Source organism: Brevibacterium sp. LE-L (assembly GCF_050214925.1).
Classification (GTDB): Bacteria; Actinomycetota; Actinomycetes; order Actinomycetales; family Brevibacteriaceae; genus Brevibacterium.
Genome location: NZ_CP189759.1, coordinates 2,523,251 through 2,540,805, shown reverse-complemented (window position 1 = coordinate 2,540,805; position 17,555 = coordinate 2,523,251). Strand labels below are relative to the sequence as shown.

The window sequence follows — 17,555 nt, the reverse complement described above, 5'->3', positions numbered from 1 at the left end:
GAGCGCACCAATGCCAGAGCCTCAGCTCAGCCCCACACCGGTGAGGGTCGTGAAGAACCTCGACCGTGAACGGTACGAACTGTTCACCGATGAGACCCCGGGGGAGTTCATCGGGTTCCTCGCCTACCAGGTCATCGATGACCGCACCGTGGAGCTGCAGCACACGATCATCTCCGAAGGCTTCTCCCGGCGCGGCTTCGCCCGCACCCTCGTCACTGAAGTGCTCGAACGGGTCAGAGCAGATGGGTCCTCAATCGTACCGACCTGTTCCTATGTGCAGGACTACCTCGAGCGGTTCCCGCAGTACGGCGATCTCGTGGCTCGTCAGTGACCAGGTCCGACCCGGCTGTCGGAGCTGGTCGTTTCGCTCCGAGTCCGAGCGGTGACCTCCACATCGGCAACATCCGCTCCGGTCTGCTCAGCTATGTGCGGGCTCGGCAGACCGGCCGACGGTTCCTGTGGCGGATCGAGGATCTCGACCGGGTGCGGGCCGGTGCGGCAGACTCGCAGCTCGAAGTCTTCGCCGAACTCGGGGTCACACCTGATGAGCCGCCTATCATCCAATCTGAACGTACCGAGGAGTACTCGGCCGCGATTGCGAAACTGGCGGCGGACGGTCTCGTCTACGAATGCTATTGCTCTCGCAAGGACATTGCCCAAGCGCCGAGCGCACCGCACGCGCCACCCGGGGCGTATCCCGGGACCTGCCGCAGCCTCGGCGAGGGGGAGCGCGAATCCCACCGGCGGAGACTGGAGGCGGAGAACCGTTCGCCGGCGCTGCGTCTGCGCACGGACAATCGAGAGCACCAGATCGACGATGTGCTGCTGGGCCGGGTGGACGCCATCGTCGACGATCTCGTGCTGCGGCGAGGTGACGGCGTCTTCGCTTACAATCTCACCGTCGTCGTCGACGACGCAGCGAGCGGAATCGACGAGATCCTGCGCGGGGACGACCTCGCCTCCTCAGCACCTCGCCAGGCGTATCTGGCCAGGCTGTTGGGAGTGCCCGAACCCCGCTGGCTGCATGTGCCGCTGGTGCTCAACGAGAGCGGACAGCGGCTGGCCAAACGCGATGGAGCGGTGACCTGCCAGCAGCTGCGCGGCCTCGGGTGGACCGCCCCTGACTTCTTTGTCTGGATGCAGCAGTCACTCGGCTTCGGCGACATCGGTGGTCGGTGGAGGTCCGTCGACGACATGATCTCCGGAGTCGACTTCACTCAGATGTCGACAGAACCGACGATCTTCGTCCCGCCGGCGGGTCCCTGAGGCCGATCAGCCCTCACGCCGCGGGCGAGTCGACGGCGTCTCGGACGACTCCGTCGTAGATCGCTTCGAACGTATCGAGGGTGTACTCGATGTCGTGTTTGGCCACGACGTCGAGAGACGCCTTCGACATGTCATCGAGTTCGACGTCGGGCATCCGGCAGATGCGCGTGAACCGATCGGCCAACGCATCGATATCCCGCGGCGGGAACAGATACCCGTTGATGCCGTCGCGGACGAGATGCGGCAGCGCGACCGCGTCGGCAAGCACCACGGGTTTACGGGAGGCCAATGCCTCGAGCGTGGCGATGGACTGCAGTTCGGCGGTCGAGGGCATGCAGAAGAAGGTGCAGCGCTGGTACGCCTCCATGAGTGCCTTGTCGCTGATCTTGCCGAGTACATTCACACGGTCGGCGATGCCGAGTTCCGACGCCAGCTGCTTCAGCGGCTCCTCCTGGTCGCCGCCGCCGACGATATCGGCTTCGAGACCCAGCTCCGGATCGGTCTTCGCCACGGCCTCGACGATGTCTGCGGCATGTTTTTCCGAGGAGAGGCGACCGACGAAGAGGACGCGAGGGGGAATGGCCCGCGGAGCAGCCGAGTCGAGCTCACGCAGATGAGCGAAGCGCTGCAGGTCGATCCCGCAGGAGACCGCGCGGATGGGGGAGGAGAAACCGTTCTCGGTGAGCAGGTCGGCAGCCAGCTGTGTGGGAACCGTGATGAAATCGGCGGACTGGAATTTTCGGCGCAGATCCCACCAGGCGATGGCGGTGCCGCCGTTGAGAACGGCCTTCGGAGCCCGGAGGTAGGGGCGGACATTGTCGGGCATGAAATGATTCGTGGCCACGACAGGGATTCCGCGCCGAATCGATTCGGAGAACGCGTAGCGGCCGATGACGAAATGAGCCTGAGTGTGGACGACATCAGGGCGGATGCTGTCGAGCAGTCGTGAGAGCTCGGGCTTCGTCTCCCACGGCATGCAGATCATCCATGTCGGGTGCAGTGGCCATCGATGGGCAGTGAGCCGGTGAACGGTGACTCCGTTCTCGACGCTGACCGAAGGCTTGCCCGTCGCTGAGGGACAGGCCACATGGACATCATTTCCGCGGTCCGCGAGACCTTCGGCCAACCGTTCGGCGAATTTCGCGGCACCATTGACTTCGGGGGCGTAGGTCTCTGCCGGAATGAGGATCCGACGTTTCTGAGTGGGACGGTGCGCAGACAGGATTCAGCTCTCCTCGGTGTCGGTCATGGTGTCGGAACGCCGGGCGTCCCTGCGCTGAGCTTCTCGATCTCTGACATCGGGATGATACCGCGACAATACAACGACGGCCGCACAGGCGACCAATCCGGTGAGACCGATGAGCACGACCAGCCAGACGGGTGAATGTGCCGCCTCGCCGAGGACGATGGTGCCCAGGATCACGGCACCGATCGGGTCGATGACGGTCAGCCCGGCGATGACCATCTCAGGAGGTCCTGCCGCGTAGGAATTCTGGACGAACCAGGATCCCAGCGCCACGGCCGCCAACAGTGCGGCGACGTTGATCCAGGTGACCTGCTCGAGCCCGGCCTGGAGGAACTGGACGCTGACCAGATGGGCATTCGTGGCCACACAGGCGAAGAGCAGCCCGGCCGCAGTGATGAGCACGAGCTGAGGGGCATGGCGGAAGACCAGCATGATCACGAGGCCGACGATGACGGCGATGGAGGTGATCCAGAACAGCGGCATCGCATCGGCGCCGAGGTGGACCTCCGACTGCGCAGTCGTGGCCGAAAGCGCGACGAAGAGCGTCACCCCGACAGTGCACCAGACGACCGACTGGACGAGCCGCCTGTTGACTTTGAGCCCGCGGTGACGGACGCCGAGCAGCACGGAGACGATGAGTGAGAACGCCCCGATCGGCTGAACCACCATCACCGGTGCCAACGCCAGGGCCACGAAGTTTCCTGCCGTTCCCAAGCCGAGGATGATCAGCCCGAGGAGCCACCGGCGGTTGTGCAGCAGTTCGGTGAAATGCGCCCAGCTGAGTCCATTGTGCGAGTCATCCTGCCCCGCAACAGCGTCGTGCTGGTACAGGGCGCCGAAAGCCAGTGCCACAGCTGCCAGGACGGCGAAGGCGATTGCCACAATGGTCACGATGACTCTTCCGGTTTCGACGGGGCAGATTTCGATGGGGCAGATGCGGGGAGCGGATCGCTTCGAGTCTATCGCGCGGGACGGTCGTGCAGACGGCTGTGAACTGTGTTTGTCCTGACTGTGAGGCAACCCTGCGCTGACACTGTCAGGGAACCCGCGGCGGCGGGTGGGGAAACCCCGATTCCTGTGAGGTAAAGCACTCTGTCCGGTTTTGTTCGCGGGCTGTGGGGTTTGCTAAGGTGGACAGCACGTCCGCAGGATACTGCGGCATTCCTCCGTAGCTCAGTTGGCAGAGCATTCGACTGTTAATCGAAGGGTCGCTGGTTCGAGCCCAGCCGGGGGAGCAGCCAAGGCCCCGTCCGAGTGGACGGGGCCTTCGTCGTCTCCGGGTCCACGTGCGGGCTGTCCCTTGCTGAGGTCCACCTGCGGGTTGACCTTTGCTGAGGTCCGCGTGCGGGCTGGCCTGGTTATAGGGTTATAGGCCGCCCGTTGAGCCGGACCTTTCGGCTCCGACTCGCTCCTGGCGGATGTGCCCCTTCCGACCGGCCTGAATGGTTCCCGACTGCTCTGACACGCTGCCGGACGGAAATTTCGCCCGATATCCCGTCATTCAAGCCGCAGCGCGTCTGTCGACCCGTGCGCCAGTCGATTTAGGCTCTTCGCCTTGATCGAGGCTGTGTCCGACGACCGGCGTCATCGATGTGTGGGTGGGAACCGGCACGCTGGTGGGAATAGAAGGGTGACGGGTCCCGGTTCAACCTCTATGAAGTCTTTCGGATTCCTCAGTTTCGGCCATTACGGTTCCGACCTCGATGCCAGGCAGATGCTGCGCGACGCGTTGCAGATCTCCGTCGGTGTCGACGAACTCGGCATCAACGGCGCCTATTTCCGCGTCCACCATTTCGCGACTCAGGCGGCCTCTCCGTTTCCGCTGCTGTCGACGATCGCCGCAAAGACCCGCACAATCGAAGTGGGCACCGGGGTCATCGATATGCGCTATCGTATATCGAGGTTGTGACACCCGCGTGGTTGACAACGGCGCTTAGGTTGGAGACAGGAGCCTACCTGCACCTGCCCCACTTCTGGTACATCGATGATGCCCCGGACTTTGTGGTCCGGGGCATCATCGATGTACCAGGCCGGGCCGTGATTGTGGGCCGACTAGCGCTCCTGAACTGTGTAGGTGAGATGGGTTGTCCTTGGCGACGATTCCGAAGCCACCTGCTTTAAGGCCACGCGGGACCCGTCAACACCCTCGAACAGCCGGATGCCTGAGCCGAACAGAACGGGTGAAAGAGCAATCGAGAACTCGTCAACCAGTCCAGCGTTGAGGTATTCCAGTATCGTCTCGCCGCCACCTGCAACTCGGACGTCCCGTTCACCCGCGGCCTCTCGTGCCCTGCTTAGTGCAGACTCAATGCCGTCGTCGACGAAATGGAAGGTAGTTCCACCGAGTCTCTCCCACGGGTCACGCTTCTCGTGGGTCACGACGAAGACCGGTGTGTGGAACGGGGCGTCTTCGGGCCAGGCGTTCTCACCGGCTTCGAACATTCGCTTGCCCATCACGCTCGCACCAGTTCTCTCGAACGTCTCGGACGCGATGTCGTTATCTCGTCCCTCTTCGCCGCCCTCACCAAGCTGGAGGTTCTCCCGGGTGAAACGCAGAGGGAACATCCACGCCTGCAGCTCCATCCATTGCTGCCCCATCAGCTCATCGGGGGACTCCGGCGCGATGAACCCATCCAGGGACATCGACACGCTGAAAAACACTTTGCCGGCCATCAGCCCTCAGCTCCTTTCCGCGCGTTCTCGGTGACGTATGCAGCCAGGTTGCCCAGAGTCTGCTGCGCACCCTCGATCGCGCCATGCTTCTCGATTGCCTCGTCACGCTGCTCCTTAGTCGGGAAGACTGTGAGCATCTCGATTGTGGTCGCGTCTCCGGCGGCAGTGAACGTGAGGATCGACTCGAAGGAATTCGGATCGTCGCGATGCTCGCCATGGAGCATCGCTATCCGTTCCGGCGGGGCGATTTCGGTCCAGGTAATCCATTCCGGATAGTCGGTGCCGTCTGGGCCGTGCATGGTGAAGTCCCACACCCCGTCAACACAAAATTTGAACGCCTTTGTGGTCGTCGTAAATCCCTCCGGCCCCCACCACTGCGATAGGTGGCGCACCTCGGTGAATGCTTCAAAGACCAGCTCCCGTGGGGCCTCGATCGTTCGGGAGATGACGATCTCGCGGTCGGCTGTCGTGGACTGCCCCGGAGCTCCTTGTTCCGTTCTGCTCATCATCTATCCTTTCTGATTCTCCTGCTTCATCTCCTGCACGTACGCGTCCAGCCGGTCGAAGCTCTCGTTCCAGAACTGTTCGAATCCGCCGGTCCACTCGTGGATTGGCTGCAGCCCTCGGGCGTCAAGGCCATAGAGGCGCTGCTTGCCATATTGGCGGTCCCGCACCAGCCCGACCTCGCGGAGCACTCGCAGGTGCTTCGATGTGCCCGGCTGCGGCAGGTCCAGTTCGTGAGCTAGGTCGGTCACCGCGCGCTCACCGGCACGTAGCAGCATCAGGATCTGCCGGCGTTGGGGCTCGGCGATTGCGTTGAAGACGTCTGATGTTGTTGCTGCTCGTGCCATGTACACGATCATATTCCCATATGGGCATGTGTCAAGAGGCAGAACTGCCTGGCCGACCGATGGCGATTCAGCCAGCGATCCTCGCGCGCCGGCGTCTTCGCTCACTTGCGCCAGCGAGCTGACTAGTACATCTCTGGGTTGTAGCGTTGGCGATATGTCTAGAGTTGCGGCGTACGTCAGGGCCTCCGTCGATTTCACCGGTGAGCGCTGGTCGGTTGGCACTCAGAAGGAGGTCATCGCACGTCGAGCCGAGGAACGTGGTTGGAAGATCGTCGACGTCTATGAGGACAGTGGAGTGTCCGCGTCCAAGGCCCGTGGTCCCAAGACTGACTGGGCGAGAATGCTCCGCGACGCCGATGCGGGCCACATCGACATGGTCGTCGCAGTGGACGTGGATCGACTGCTTCGGAGCACGAAGGATCTCAACACCCTGATCGACCACGGGCTCAAGATCGTCACGCTGGACGGCGAAATCGACCTGTCCACGGCTGACGGCGAGTTCAGGGCGACGATGCTGGCGTCCATCGCGAGGTTCGAGACAAGGCGGAAGTCCGAGCGCCAGCTCAGGTCGAATGCCCGTCGACGGGCAGAGGGCCTGCCTGCCTCGGCCTGGACACCGTTCGGCTGGACGAAGGATGGCAAGGTCGTGCCCGACCAGGCGGAGGCGGTCCGCAGTGCGTTCGATTCCTTTCTCGGCGAGCCGTCGCTGTCCATCCGCCGCATCCGCGAGGATCTCAACGCGGCTGGTCACCGTACTGCCCGCGGGTCTGTGTTCTCCACCGACGCCGTACGCTATCTGCTCGGAAACCCGCTTTACGCTGGCTTCATCAAGAAGTACTCCACGGGCGAGCTGTACCCCGTCACGGATGGCCGGTTCCCGCCCATCGTCGCCGAGCAGACATGGCGGGCAGCGGTGGCGAAACTGGAGGATAACGTGAGGCGTGCGGCCAGGCAGGGCAATCAGCCGAAGTACCTGCTGTCATCGGTTGGGCTGTGCGGGAAGTGCGACGCAACGCTCGTCTCCGGCACCAACAGTCAAGGTGTAGGCACCTACCGGTGCGGCGACCACTTCCACCTCTCGCGCCAGCGCGCGCCCGTCGATGCGATGGTGACCGAAGCCGTCCTCACCAGAATATCTGCGGGGGACGTGCACGACCTGGTCGTACCCAAGGAGGACGTCGGGGTCGACCGCGAGGCACTACTGACGGAGCGCAACGCCCTGGTCGAACGCGTGAACGAGCTGAGCCCCCTGCTGAGCGACGTCAGTCAGCCCGTTATCGAGATCACGCAAGCGATCAACGATGTGAAGGCCCGTATCGTCGAGATCGACGCCGAACTGCATGATCGGTCAGTGTCGCAGACGGCGGACTTCATGGTCGACATCGACGATCCCGTTGGCACCGTGCAGCGCCGCGAAGCTGTAGATCGAAAGTGGGATGCATGGGACATGGACCGTCGCCGGTTACTCGTGGACGAGCTGGTGACGGTGACCATCGAGCCGATCAGCCCAGGTCACGTGAAGTTCGACCCTGACCTCATTCGGATCGATCCGCGTCGCAACTGACTCACGAGTCGACTCGTCATTGCAATGGTGAGTCGAGTCGTGGGAGAATGGTTGCAGACATAGAGAATCCCCCGGGGTCCGAGGTAGTAACTCGGCACGAGCCCCCGATAATTAGCCGGTAAACACAGTCGTAAGCGCTCGACGGGATCCGGAAGAACTCATTCGTGAGGTTTTCCGTCATGTCTTCTGTCGTTCTCGACGACGCTTGCACCAGCGATCTGTTTCCTCCCCTGACCCCAGTGGGGTCTAAGGGGTTCCCTTCCCGCGATGATGGTGACGATCCCGTCGTTGCCGTTGCCCGTGCCGCTGGCCATCGTGCCGGTAAACGCCTGGCTAAGACCCCATTGACCCCTCGACAGAGGGCTGTCGTCGCTTCCCTGGTCGGGGGTGGTCGGCCATGAGCGCCAACGCCTCCGCATTCGACCACGTCCTTGGTTTCCGTTGGCGTCAGGGCGATTCGTCCCTTGCCGACAGTGAGGCCCGGCTCCACGACCTCGGAGTGCTCCGCTCCGTCCTCGAAGAGGTCGTGGAGCTGTCGGTCGCTGACGCCCGTGCAGACGGGGTCACCTGGGCGAGGATCGGTGATGCCCTGGACGTTACCCACCAGGCCGTCATCAAGCGCTACGGGAAGCGTTCTGGGGGTGATCGCCGATGAGCGCCGACCCCCACCCTCGTTCCATCGCTCTCGCCGACCTGACCTCGCCCGGAGGGCCTGACCTGGCACCCGCCGCAGGCGGGCTGCCCGCTGATGTTTCAGCCTCCAAGAGTTTCGGGAGCTCTACTTGTTCCTACGGGCGCGGCAAGGGCTTGTCGATTGCCGCGCTTTGCAACGAACTGCCTGGTCAGAGGGCTGTTCCCATGTTCCGCCTCCCCGAGAATCCGCGGGGTCATTTGGGGTCTCATTTGGGGGTCAATAGGGGGTCAATTAGGCGCCTTGCTCTCAAAGTACCTAGTTGTGCAGCCCTGGTCGGGGGTGGTCGCCGTGGCTAAGCAGGAGAACAATCCCACGAGCATCGGCGTCACCCAGTACCTCGATCGGGAGTACTGGACCTGGGCGTTGAACGATTCGAACGGCGCTGCATTGCTCCAGCAGGATGCCGGGGCGATCCTCGCCTACCTCGTGCAGCGGTTGGAGGCTAACGGGGGCGAGGTCGTCGAGGCCTACGGGATCATCCACGACAAGGACGAGCGCGAGGTCTGGAGCGAAGCTCAGCAGGCACTCGTGATGGAGCCGAAGCCCGCGCACCTGCATGCAGTCATCAAGTTCAAGAACCGCGCGAAGAGTGCGCCGATCGCTCGGCTTGCCGATCTGCTCGGAGTCGAGCCGCAGTATGTCGAGAAGCCGAAGGCCGGGCGGTACGCGCATGACAACATGCTGAGCTACCTCACGCATGCGAAGTACGCGGACAAGCACCAGTACGCGCCCGCCGAGGTCGCCACGGTGCGCGGGCCTGACTACCTCGGGATCGACGCCCAGCGCCGTGAAGCATGGCTGAAGGGCCGTGCCCACCTGAAGAAGAAGCGCGTGGCCGAGGACTTCGAGGACATGCGCGATCGGGTGCTCCAGGGCGAGATCACGCGTGATCAGATCATGCTCACCGATGAGCTGTTCGACATCTACTCGCGGCATCAGCGAGAGATCGACGATGCCCTCTCGGCCTACGGCCAGCGCCGGGCGTACCGGGCGGCAGCGAATCTTCGGGCCGGTGCCTTCTCGACGCACGTCGTGTTCGTTCACGGGGACGCCGGGATTGGTAAGACCCGGTTCGCCACGGACTTCATCACGGCCTCGATCAATGCCGCGAATGCCCACGGCGAGCGGTGGCAGGTCTACCGCGCCGCGACCGGGAATCCCCTCGATGACTGGCATGGGGAGGAGGTCCTGCTGCTCGACGATCTGCGCGCTTCAGCTATGGACGCGAACGACTGGTTGCTGCTGCTCGATCCGTACAACGCGTCACCCGCGAAGGCGCGTTACAGGAACAAGGGCGAGGTGGCACCGCGCCTGATCGTCATCACGGCGACGATCGAGCCGGTCGAGTTCTTCTACTATGCCCGCCAGAAGGGCAACGTGGACGAGGCGCTGGACCAGTTCATCCGCCGACTGGCCTCGGTCGTGAAGGTCTTCCGTGCCGACGACATCAACCGCTATCTCGTGCAGCACATCGGGAAGGTCGAGCCCTACGAGTGGCATCAGTGCAGCCTCCCGACTGCCGCGCATTCGCCGGGCGTGCACGGCAACATGTACCACCAGAGAGTTGGCTCGCGCGAGCTGACCTACGGCCCAGAGTCTTCTGCCGAGCACGACGCAGAGAACGCGGTCGTCGAGCTGCTTAGCGGACTCGCGGTGCGTAGCCCCGACGTGCCGTTGGCGATGGCCGCGGGAGGTGCGTCATGAGCACGTTCCATGTCCTCGATGAGGGCCGGCTCTCCCCTCCGCCCGCAGGGAGCGAAGCGACCGAGGACGGATGCCAGCGGTACTTGGACGACGAGAGCGCCAGCGATTTGTCGGACAAGTACCCTGCTGGCCCTGACCGTACGGCTCCCAACACCGATGATGGTCACGGAGTCGATGAGCCCCAGGCGAATCGCGATGTGAGCGTCGACGTGCGGGTCACGAAGGCGGAGCGCGAAGCGGTTCGTCGACGTGCTCGCACGCTCGGCGTGAAGCCGAGCAAGTGGGCGCGCACGGTCATTCTCGATGCCTTGGACTCTCGCAGAGACGGTCTCGGGCAGATGGAGGCTGTCGCAACCTCAGCGCCGTCGCCGGAGCTCGGCCAGGTGGTCGAGCAGGTGCGCCGGGTCGGGGTCAACTTGAACCAAGCGGTGCGTCGCGGTGGTGCCGTCGACGACGATCTGCTGCGCGAGGTCATGGTCTCGATGGATGCTGTGCGAGCACAGCTCGGAGATCGGACGGTGCTATGAGTACGGTCAATGTGAAGCCGTCACGGTCCGCCGGCGACTCGGTCGGGTACGCGCTGTACGGCAACGACAAGGACAAGCGTGCCGAGCACGTCCAGAATGGCACCGATCGAGCCGCGGCGGTGTCGTGCACCGTCGAGACACCAGAGGCGTTCGTAGCCCGTGCTGAGGTGCTGACCAAGGCTCACGGGCGGAAGAACGAGCTGTACTCGTACACGCAGAATTTCTCGCCTGACGAGTTCGACAAGAACGACCGGGGGCACGTGCAGCGGGTCAATGAGCTGGGCGTGAAGCTCGCGGAGCGGATGCACTCGGCTGATCACCTCGTGGTCACCCACGCCGACTCGGCCGGCGGGCACCTTCACAACCACATCTACGTCATCAACCACGACAACCTCACCGGGAAGTCGCTGCAGCGGAACACGTCGTGGAAGAACGGTCTGCGCCAGGCCAACGACGAGCTGATGCGCGACGAGGGCTGTCAGGTCCTCCCATCGCCGGAGCAGGCCAGGCCGGACTGGTCGCAGCGCCGGGAGGACTTCGCGTCGGGCGGATTCGAGCGCATCCTCGGCGACAAGGTCGCCGCCTCGCTGCGGGACAAGCGGTCAGTGGACCGGACGGGATTCACCGAGGTACTCGAAGAGCATGGCGTCGCTCTCGCAGAGACCCAGCGTGACGGCTGGACGTACAAGATGCGCCGGGCCGACAACGGCAAGCTCGGCCGGAAGAAAGCCTCCGGGCTGACGCCCGAGTTCATCGCTGAGGGTGCACAGCAGGTTTTTGATTTCCATGAGAGCAATCGCCAGAAGGAGCAGGACAGTGAGCATTCTCGACGAGATGAGGAACGAGCAGCAGGAGACCGAGCCGAGCTCGACGGCGTCGAGTCTGTCGGAGCCTACGAACGCCCACGTCATCGCCGCAGTCAACAGGCATACGAAGGCCGTGAACGGACTGAAGTCGTATCTGCGGATCGCGATCGAGGAAACCGTCAAGGAGGAGCTGAAGGCCCTGCCGTCGACCTCGCAGCCGTCCGTCAACAGGTCACCGCAGATCGAGAGCGTCGAGAGCAGGCTGACCGAGATCGAGCAGACGCTCAGCGAGTTCGTGCAGAGTCTCGACGGGAAGCGGCTGCGCGCCGCCTCGCAGAGTTTGATCGCCGAGGCGCAGAAGGTTCACGCGGCTACGGCCTCGGCGATTGAGGGGCTCAAGGCGCAGGCTGACGAGAACAGGGCACTGGTGAGCAAGGTCGGCGGAGCGATGCAGCGGATCGAGAGGCGTACCGACGAGCGGGTCGAGAAGGCCGTCGAGCAGGTCGCCGGGGAGGCCTCGGCCACGATGACGGCGAACCTCGACGCCTCGAACGATCGGGCCGAGCGGATCATCGCCGCCACGGCGAAGCTGGAGGCACGTCAGCTCTGGTCGGCCGCGGCCGCGATGTGCCTCGTCCTCCTGCCGGTGGTCGTGGTCGTCGCCGGGCTCTGGATGAGCATCGCCGGTCTCATCACGGGCGCTCAGTGGGCGCTGGACGTGGACGGGAACGTGTGGCTGGGCATCGGGCGGTGGCTCGTGGTCGCCGTGGGCCTCGCCGGGGCCGGCTACGGTCTCTTCGCGTCCATCCGGTGGGCCGCCGGCCTCGTGGAGACCTGGAAGGGCCGCGGGATGCCGAAGTGGCGGAACTGAGCCATGTCACTGAGGGCTGAAGCCAATCGGCCCACGTCGTCGGTGGTCCTAAAGGGTTGAGGTTTGACTTGAGGGTGCAACGCACCTTTCAATAGATACTATGTCTCAAAACTCTAGTGGCACGCAATATCCGAGCCGACGAAAACGACGCCGCAAGAAACTCGTAGTCGCCGTCGCAGTCATCGTGGTCCTCCTGCTGGTATTCAGCTACGGCACCAAGCGTGTCATCCAGACGCGCTCATGGCAGATCGCCGGCGAACTCGTCAGTCGAGTGGAGACAGACGAGAAGGTCGTGGCGCTCACCTTCGACGACGGCCCCACGGATGCAGACGCCGACGCCGTTCTCGACGTGCTCGAGGACCGCGACGTGCCAGCGACCTTCTACGTCAACGGCAAGGACGTCGAGGGCAACCCAACGACCATGCAGCGCATCATCGACGACGGGCACGAGATCGGCAATCACACGTGGAGCCATCGGTCCATGGCCTTCGTCTCGCCGGAGACGGTCGCCGAAGAGATCGAGCCGACCGACGAGGCGATCCGCGCCACTGGGTACGACGGCCCGCTGACCTTCCGACCCCCGCACGGCAAGAAGCTCCTGGCCCTGCCGCTCTATCTGGCAGAGCACGATCGCCTCACCGTCACATGGGACGTCGCCTACGAAGACTGGTCCGGCGATCCGCAGAGCACCGGGGATCTCGTCAGTGCCACGGTCGAGAACACGCGCCCGGGGTCGATCATCCTGCTCCATCCCTGGTTCGGCCGGACGGCAACACAGGAGGCTATCGGCCCCGTCATCGATCAGCTGAAGGAGCAGGGCTACCGGTTCGTTACCGTCTCGGAGCTCATCGGATGAGACCGCGGGTTACCAGTCGAGACCAGATCGACCGAATCGCTCTCGAACTCTTCCTTGCTCACGGCTACGCCGAGGTCACGACCGACGAGCTGATCCAGGCATGCGGAGTCTCTCGGCCGACGTTCTTCCGCTACGTGGCCTCCCGCGACTCCCTCGTGCTCGACCACATCGCACAGTTCGGCCAAGGCGTGGCAGCGATGGTGCGCGAACGGGTCGAGGCGTCGGCCTGGGTCGCGCTGCGCGAAGCCATGTGTGACGCTGTCGAGATGCTCGATCCGGGCTCGCGCGAAGGGATGGCGTTCCGAATCCTGCAGTCCTCGCCCGGGATCCGTTCGTCAGCGCTCGAACTCACTCGAACCTGGCGGGGACAGCTCACGGAATCACTCGTGGCGGGTGAGTACTTCGCCGGTGACGACAGACAGTGCGAGGCTGCCGCGGCTATGGCGATCGGACTGTTCCAGATGACCTGGGCATCGCCTGGGGCGACGCCCAGTTCGACCTCTGCCCTGCTTCGCCGGGCGTTCGACGACGCGGTGAACCTGGTTGTGTAGCTCGTCGGGCCACAAGAATTCACCTGCTGCCGCCCGACCGCGCACTAGAGATCAAGTGTCACAACGCTGACATGCGGTATGAGAACCCGCTCTACCTCGCCGAGGAGGCCGCCGCCCTCGATCTGCTCTCTGACCAGAGACTGGCGTTGGGAATCAGCCGCGGTTCGCCGGAACCGGCCCTGCGGGGTTGGGAAGCCTTCGGCTACGAGGACCACACCGAGCCGAAGGCAGCGAACATGGCCCGAGAGAAGTTCGATCGCTTCCTCCGCGCCATCCGCGGCGAGGAACTCGCCTCCGCCGATCCGCAGCAGTTCGGCCCCGGAGCGCGCCTGCGCGTCGAACCGCATTCGCCCGGACTCGACCGTCGCATCTGGTGGGGCGCAGGTTCTGCGTCGACCGCCGAATGGGCGGCACAGATGGGCGTGAACCTGATGAGCTCGACCCTGCTCACCGAAGCGACCGGCGCCGCCTTCGGCGACCTGCAAGCAGAGCAGATCGAACGATACCGGGCAGTGTGGAGCGAGGTCGGGCATGGCTGGACGCCGAGAGTATCCGTCAGCCGCAGCATCTTCCCGATCACCACCGACCTCGACGACCTCTACTTCGGGCGACGCAGCGCCGGGCAGGGAGACCAGATCGGGATCATCGATGACACTCGCTCGACGTTCGGCCGCACATACGCGGGTGAGCCGGACAGACTGATCGAAGAGCTCAGGGCCGATGCGGCGATCGCAGCCGCCGATACCCTCATGCTCACGATCCCCAGCCAGCTGGGAGTCGACTACAATCTGCACCTCCTTGAGTCCTTTGCCGAGCACGTCGCGCCGGCTCTCGGCTGGGTGTCCGCCCACGAACGCTGAAGACCGGGTCCGAGTAACCATCCGCGAACGTATGATGAGACGGAACGACACATAACAGGGGAGACCGAGTGAGCGAGAGCACGAAGATGACGCAGACGCAGAAGCGCATCCTCATCATCGGCCTCGTTCCCCTCTTCATGTCGCTGCTGTCCGTCTCCAGCATCAACGTCGTCCTGCCCTCCATCGCCGCCGATATCGACGCGTCCGCATCGGCTCTGCAGTGGGTGCTCACCGGATATGCGCTCTCCTTCGGTGTCGTCCTCGTCGCCGCGGGACGAGCCGGTGATGTCTTCGGGCGCGGCCAATTGTTCGTCATCGGCGTGGGCCTCTTCGGGGTGTCTTCTCTGGTGGCAGGGATCGCCCCCGATCCGCTGACGCTCAACATCTCCCGTGTGACCATGGGGCTGGGCTCGGGATTTCTCAACCCACAGGTCGTGGGCCTGCTGCAGCAGTACTTCCAGGGGCCGCCGCGCGGTCGTGCCTTCGGGCTGATGGGCACCACCGTCGGACTGTCTGTGGCCATCGGCCCGGTGCTCGGCGGCGCCCTCATCGCGCTGTTCGGCGGTGACCTCGGCTGGAGGGCGACCTTCCTGGTCAATGTGCCCTTTGCCATTGCTTCGCTCGTCCTCGCCCGGATCTGGCTGCCGAGCGGCGCTTGGCGACCCGCCGTCGAACAGAGCGCGAAGAGTGCCGAGGGCAACAAGGACCTCGACCCGGTGGGAGTTGTCCTCCTCGGGGTCGGAGTGCTCCTCATCCTTCTGCCCTTCGTCGAATCTTCGCTGGGTTGGTTCATCTGGCTCTCCCTCCCGCTCGGTGTCGGCGCGATCTGGCTGTGGACGTGGTGGGAACGCCGTTATGCGCGAATGGGCCGACCGCCGATGGTCGACCTCGATCTCTTCCGCATCCGCAGCTTCAGCAATGGGTCGATCATCATCGCCCTCTACTTCCTCGGAGTCACAAGCGTCTGGGTCCTCGTCGCTATGTACATGCAGCAGGGTCTGGGACATTCGGCGCTCGCCGCGGGCATGATCGGTCTGCCGGCCGCACTGCTCTCAGCGGTCTCCGCCGACGTCTCCGGACGGTTCGTCTTTCAGATCGGGCGTCGCCTCGTAGTGTGGGGGATCGCCCTCTGCCTTGTCGGTCTGGTGGCCACGATCGGCGTCGTCGCACTGCTGTCCCAGGGCATCGGCAGCGAATGGTGGATGCTGCTCACCTTGGCGTTCATCGGCACCGCTCAGGGCATGGTCATCAGCCCCAACCAAACCCTGACTCTGCAGGAAGTCCCGCTGCGATACGCCGGATCTTCCGGGGGAGTGCTCCAGACGGGGCAGCGCATCGGCACCTCGATGGGATTGGCCATCATGACTGCTCTGGCGTTCTCGATCACTGCGATGAGCAATTGGCATTGGGGGATGATCGGGGCGTTCGCCGCTATCGTCGTCATTGTCGTCCTCGCCGGATTCGTCGGTCTCATCGAAGTCCGCCGAGGCGGCCCTCGCCGCGTATGAACCGCCGATCGCACCGCGTCCGGCGATTAAGAGAACGCCCTCAGCTGTCAGCGCAATAATGTTACGGATTTTAGACAATCCGCTGTGTCCGAATATGGAAGACTGTGAACGCACATCAGCCCATGGAAGGATACACAGTGGTCGAGCCCATACCCGATGACGAGCTTGCGCTCGAGGAACTCGTGCGTTCGGGCGGGATCGAAACCTATTTCGCCCCCGTCGTCGACGCACTGACTTTCCATCGGGTCGGCCATCAGATCCTGCAGGCCCCCACGGGTGATCCGGAGCTGGGTCGCGCCGAATCGGAGAACCTGCGCCACGCCATGCGCGCCTCCACGATCACCGGTGATATCGACGCCTCTCTGCGGGATTCGGCACTGCGTACCGCAGAAGGTGCGGGACTGCCGAAGTCTAACCGCCTGTTCCTCCACGCCGAGGCCGAATCCTTTGCGACTCTCGAGGATCGCAGCGGGGAACCCGACCGCTCAGTCATCCTGCAGCTCGACGCCAACCGGGTCGCATCGTCCCCGGCCTCGGTTCTGCGCTCAGTGCGCTCGGCGCGTGCGCTGGGGTGGGGAGTGGGCATGTCATCGGTCGGCGCCGATCTGCGCAGCACCTCCTTCGTCCCGCTGGTCAATCCCTCAGTCGTCGGACTCCATCCGGACGTTCTGCACATCGACTGCGAGTCACATCTGGCTGAGCTCAATCGCCTGCTCCATGCCCATCTCGAACGCACAGGAGCCGTCATCCTCGCCGACGGCGTCGAGACCGAAGACGATCTGGACCGTGTGCGTGCACTGGGGGCACGGTTCATGTCCGGACCCTACTTCGGTGAGGCTACGAAACAGCCGCAGCCGTTCTCCGAACCGAGTGAAGACGCCCTCGTCTCGCACTACTCACGCAATCTGCCGGCACTGGGGACTCCGTATTCGATCTCGCAGGGACTGCGGCGTGAACCGCTGGTGATGAACCGCGAACTCCTCATCGCGCAGATCGCGGCATTGGAAGAACGCGCTCTGGCGTCGGGAACCGCGACGATCACCCTGGGAGTGTTCGGGGAGGACGACGGATTCTCCGAGGCGACACGACTTCGGTACGAGAAGATCCGTGACACCGTGGGCCTGACCGCTATGTTCTCCGGCGGGTTCGACGGACCACCCATCCGTGGTGTGCGGACCGGACTCGTCGACGCCTCCGATCCCATGCGCAATGAACACGGAGTCGTCGTAGTCGGACCTGACTGGTCGGGCATGGTCGCGGCATCGAAACGCAACGACCCGGGCAGCGACGGACAGACCGTCTTCGACGTCTACATCACGACCGACCGCTACACATGCGTCGACGCGGCACGCAGCGTTCTCACCCGCGTCGCCCCTCTCACCGCGACGGCGAATCTGCCGGCCTGAGACCGTGGAGGCGGTGCGTCTCGGCTCGACCGAATGCGCGTGTGATCCGAATGGGGCAGGGGGGCACCGATGGTGCTAATGTTGTCTCGGCTGGCCCCCGTAGCTCAGCTGGTTAGAGCAGGGAACTCATAATTCCTTGGCCGTCGGTTCAAGTCCGACCGGGGGCACCACC

General features: G+C 64.0%; 19 protein-coding genes, 2 tRNA genes and 1 pseudogene. 16 read left to right on the top strand and 6 right to left on the bottom strand.

Translation table 11 applies throughout. From position 1 onward, the window contains the following. Positions 1–10: 10 nt before the first annotated feature. A complete protein-coding gene (locus tag ACQE2J_RS11440) occupies positions 11–331 on the top strand; it encodes a GNAT family N-acetyltransferase (protein ID WP_426936371.1) in 321 nt (106 codons plus the stop codon). Continuing rightward, positions 328–1,266, top strand: a complete 939-nt coding sequence (gene gluQRS / locus ACQE2J_RS11435; protein WP_426936370.1) for a tRNA glutamyl-Q(34) synthetase GluQRS — start codon at positions 328–330, stop codon at positions 1,264–1,266. Before ACQE2J_RS11440 ends, gluQRS begins: the two co-directional genes overlap by 4 nt. Positions 1,267–1,279: 13 nt before the next feature. Here gluQRS and ACQE2J_RS11430 read toward each other — a convergent pair whose 3' ends face one another. Together ACQE2J_RS11430 and ACQE2J_RS11425 are read right to left on the bottom strand one after the other, a co-directional pair. Further along, complete coding sequence (locus ACQE2J_RS11430; protein WP_426937514.1) at positions 1,280–2,449, bottom strand: glycosyltransferase; 1,170 nt, start codon at positions 2,447–2,449, stop codon at positions 1,280–1,282. 42 nt (positions 2,450–2,491) lie between these two features. Further along, positions 2,492–3,403: a DMT family transporter gene (locus ACQE2J_RS11425; RefSeq protein WP_240688654.1), complete on the bottom strand. Its 912-nt coding sequence runs from the start codon at positions 3,401–3,403 to the stop codon at positions 2,492–2,494. Positions 3,404–3,674: 271 nt separating this feature from the next. On the opposite strand from ACQE2J_RS11425, the gene ACQE2J_RS11420 reads away from it, so the two are divergent. Both ACQE2J_RS11420 and ACQE2J_RS11415 read left to right on the top strand, forming a co-directional pair. Beyond that, positions 3,675–3,747: transfer RNA gene (locus ACQE2J_RS11420), tRNA-Asn, on the top strand. Positions 3,748–4,166: 419 nt separating this feature from the next. Then, the gene (locus ACQE2J_RS11415; RefSeq protein WP_426936369.1) at positions 4,167–4,421 is read left to right on the top strand and encodes an LLM class flavin-dependent oxidoreductase; all 255 of its coding nucleotides are present in this window, start codon (positions 4,167–4,169) and stop codon (positions 4,419–4,421) included. A gap of 143 nt (positions 4,422–4,564) precedes the next feature. Here the strand turns inward: ACQE2J_RS11415 and ACQE2J_RS11410 are convergent, their stop codons facing one another. From ACQE2J_RS11410 to ACQE2J_RS11400, 3 genes are read right to left on the bottom strand one after another with little or no spacing between them, the layout of a single operon-like run. Beyond that, positions 4,565–5,185 (bottom strand): dihydrofolate reductase family protein, encoded by a 621-nt coding sequence (locus tag ACQE2J_RS11410; protein ID WP_426936368.1) that lies wholly within the window; start codon positions 5,183–5,185, stop codon positions 4,565–4,567. Then, positions 5,185–5,694, bottom strand: coding sequence for an SRPBCC family protein (locus ACQE2J_RS11405; RefSeq protein ID WP_426936367.1), 510 nt, complete (start codon positions 5,692–5,694; stop codon positions 5,185–5,187). Before ACQE2J_RS11405 ends, ACQE2J_RS11410 begins: the two co-directional genes overlap by 1 nt. Next, the gene (locus ACQE2J_RS11400; RefSeq protein ID WP_426936366.1) at positions 5,695–6,036 is read right to left on the bottom strand and encodes an ArsR/SmtB family transcription factor; all 342 of its coding nucleotides are present in this window, start codon (positions 6,034–6,036) and stop codon (positions 5,695–5,697) included. Positions 6,037–6,190: 154 nt separating this feature from the next. Between ACQE2J_RS11400 and ACQE2J_RS11395 the strand changes: the two genes are divergently transcribed. The 5 genes and pseudogenes from ACQE2J_RS11395 to ACQE2J_RS11375 form a co-directional block, all read left to right on the top strand. Next, complete coding sequence (locus ACQE2J_RS11395; protein WP_426936365.1) at positions 6,191–7,600, top strand: recombinase family protein; 1,410 nt, start codon at positions 6,191–6,193, stop codon at positions 7,598–7,600. A gap of 397 nt (positions 7,601–7,997) precedes the next feature. Next, positions 7,998–8,255, top strand: coding sequence for a hypothetical protein (locus ACQE2J_RS11390; RefSeq protein WP_426936364.1), 258 nt, complete (start codon positions 7,998–8,000; stop codon positions 8,253–8,255). Between the two features lie 318 nt (positions 8,256–8,573). Then, entirely contained in the window at positions 8,574–9,998 is a 1,425-nt protein-coding gene (locus tag ACQE2J_RS11385) for a Rep family protein (protein ID WP_426937513.1), read from the top strand. Continuing rightward, entirely contained in the window at positions 9,995–10,525 is a 531-nt protein-coding gene (locus ACQE2J_RS11380; protein ID WP_426936363.1) for a plasmid mobilization protein, read from the top strand. Before ACQE2J_RS11385 ends, ACQE2J_RS11380 begins: the two co-directional genes overlap by 4 nt. Next, positions 10,522–10,941, top strand: a pseudogene (locus ACQE2J_RS11375) (relaxase/mobilization nuclease domain-containing protein); the annotation flags it as partial. The gene ACQE2J_RS11380 and the pseudogene ACQE2J_RS11375, both read left to right, overlap by 4 nt. A 186-nt stretch (positions 10,942–11,127) precedes the next feature. Here the strand turns inward: ACQE2J_RS11375 and ACQE2J_RS11370 are convergent. Then, positions 11,128–11,349, bottom strand: coding sequence for a hypothetical protein (locus ACQE2J_RS11370; RefSeq protein ID WP_426937539.1), 222 nt, complete (start codon positions 11,347–11,349; stop codon positions 11,128–11,130). Here ACQE2J_RS11370 and ACQE2J_RS11365 point away from each other — a divergent pair. The 7 genes from ACQE2J_RS11365 (at position 11,342) to ACQE2J_RS11335 (ending at position 17,553) form a co-directional block, all read left to right on the top strand. Next, positions 11,342–12,202, top strand: a complete 861-nt coding sequence (locus tag ACQE2J_RS11365; RefSeq protein WP_426936362.1) for a hypothetical protein — start codon at positions 11,342–11,344, stop codon at positions 12,200–12,202. The genes ACQE2J_RS11370 and ACQE2J_RS11365 overlap by 8 nt on opposite strands. A 184-nt stretch (positions 12,203–12,386) precedes the next feature. After that, the gene (locus tag ACQE2J_RS11360) at positions 12,387–13,058 is read left to right on the top strand and encodes a polysaccharide deacetylase family protein (protein ID WP_426936361.1); all 672 of its coding nucleotides are present in this window, start codon (positions 12,387–12,389) and stop codon (positions 13,056–13,058) included. Then, positions 13,055–13,609, top strand: coding sequence for a TetR/AcrR family transcriptional regulator (locus ACQE2J_RS11355; protein ID WP_426936360.1), 555 nt, complete (start codon positions 13,055–13,057; stop codon positions 13,607–13,609). The genes ACQE2J_RS11360 and ACQE2J_RS11355 overlap by 4 nt, the downstream gene beginning before the upstream one ends. Before the next feature lie 71 nt (positions 13,610–13,680). After that, positions 13,681–14,469, top strand: coding sequence for an LLM class flavin-dependent oxidoreductase (locus tag ACQE2J_RS11350; RefSeq protein WP_426936359.1), 789 nt, complete (start codon positions 13,681–13,683; stop codon positions 14,467–14,469). A gap of 86 nt (positions 14,470–14,555) precedes the next feature. Next, the gene (locus ACQE2J_RS11345; protein ID WP_426937512.1) at positions 14,556–15,977 is read left to right on the top strand and encodes an MFS transporter; all 1,422 of its coding nucleotides are present in this window, start codon (positions 14,556–14,558) and stop codon (positions 15,975–15,977) included. Positions 15,978–16,114: 137 nt separating this feature from the next. After that, entirely contained in the window at positions 16,115–17,383 is a 1,269-nt protein-coding gene (locus ACQE2J_RS11340; protein WP_426936358.1) for an EAL domain-containing protein, read from the top strand. 93 nt (positions 17,384–17,476) lie between these two features. After that, positions 17,477–17,553 (top strand) — tRNA-Ile (locus tag ACQE2J_RS11335). Positions 17,554–17,555: the final 2 nt, after the last annotated feature.

What these genes read in the sequence shown, in the direction of transcription:
- ACQE2J_RS11410 (WP_426936368.1), bottom strand. Translation starts at nt 5,185, where the DNA reads ATGGCCGGCAAAGTGTTTTTCAGCGTGTCGATGTCCCTGGATGGGTTC.
- ACQE2J_RS11345 (WP_426937512.1), top strand. Translation starts at nt 14,556, where the DNA reads ATGACGCAGACGCAGAAGCGCATCCTCATCATCGGCCTCGTTCCCCTC.
- ACQE2J_RS11380 (WP_426936363.1), top strand. Translation starts at nt 9,995, where the DNA reads ATGAGCACGTTCCATGTCCTCGATGAGGGCCGGCTCTCCCCTCCGCCC.
- ACQE2J_RS11395 (WP_426936365.1), top strand. Translation starts at nt 6,191, where the DNA reads ATGTCTAGAGTTGCGGCGTACGTCAGGGCCTCCGTCGATTTCACCGGT.
- ACQE2J_RS11440 (WP_426936371.1), top strand. Translation starts at nt 11, where the DNA reads ATGCCAGAGCCTCAGCTCAGCCCCACACCGGTGAGGGTCGTGAAGAAC.
- ACQE2J_RS11390 (WP_426936364.1), top strand. Translation starts at nt 7,998, where the DNA reads ATGAGCGCCAACGCCTCCGCATTCGACCACGTCCTTGGTTTCCGTTGG.
- ACQE2J_RS11350 (WP_426936359.1), top strand. Translation starts at nt 13,681, where the DNA reads ATGCGGTATGAGAACCCGCTCTACCTCGCCGAGGAGGCCGCCGCCCTC.
- ACQE2J_RS11400 (WP_426936366.1), bottom strand. Translation starts at nt 6,036, where the DNA reads ATGGCACGAGCAGCAACAACATCAGACGTCTTCAACGCAATCGCCGAG.
- ACQE2J_RS11370 (WP_426937539.1), bottom strand. Translation starts at nt 11,349, where the DNA reads ATGCTCACTGTCCTGCTCCTTCTGGCGATTGCTCTCATGGAAATCAAA.
- ACQE2J_RS11405 (WP_426936367.1), bottom strand. Translation starts at nt 5,694, where the DNA reads ATGATGAGCAGAACGGAACAAGGAGCTCCGGGGCAGTCCACGACAGCC.
- ACQE2J_RS11355 (WP_426936360.1), top strand. Translation starts at nt 13,055, where the DNA reads ATGAGACCGCGGGTTACCAGTCGAGACCAGATCGACCGAATCGCTCTC.
- ACQE2J_RS11415 (WP_426936369.1), top strand. Translation starts at nt 4,167, where the DNA reads ATGAAGTCTTTCGGATTCCTCAGTTTCGGCCATTACGGTTCCGACCTC.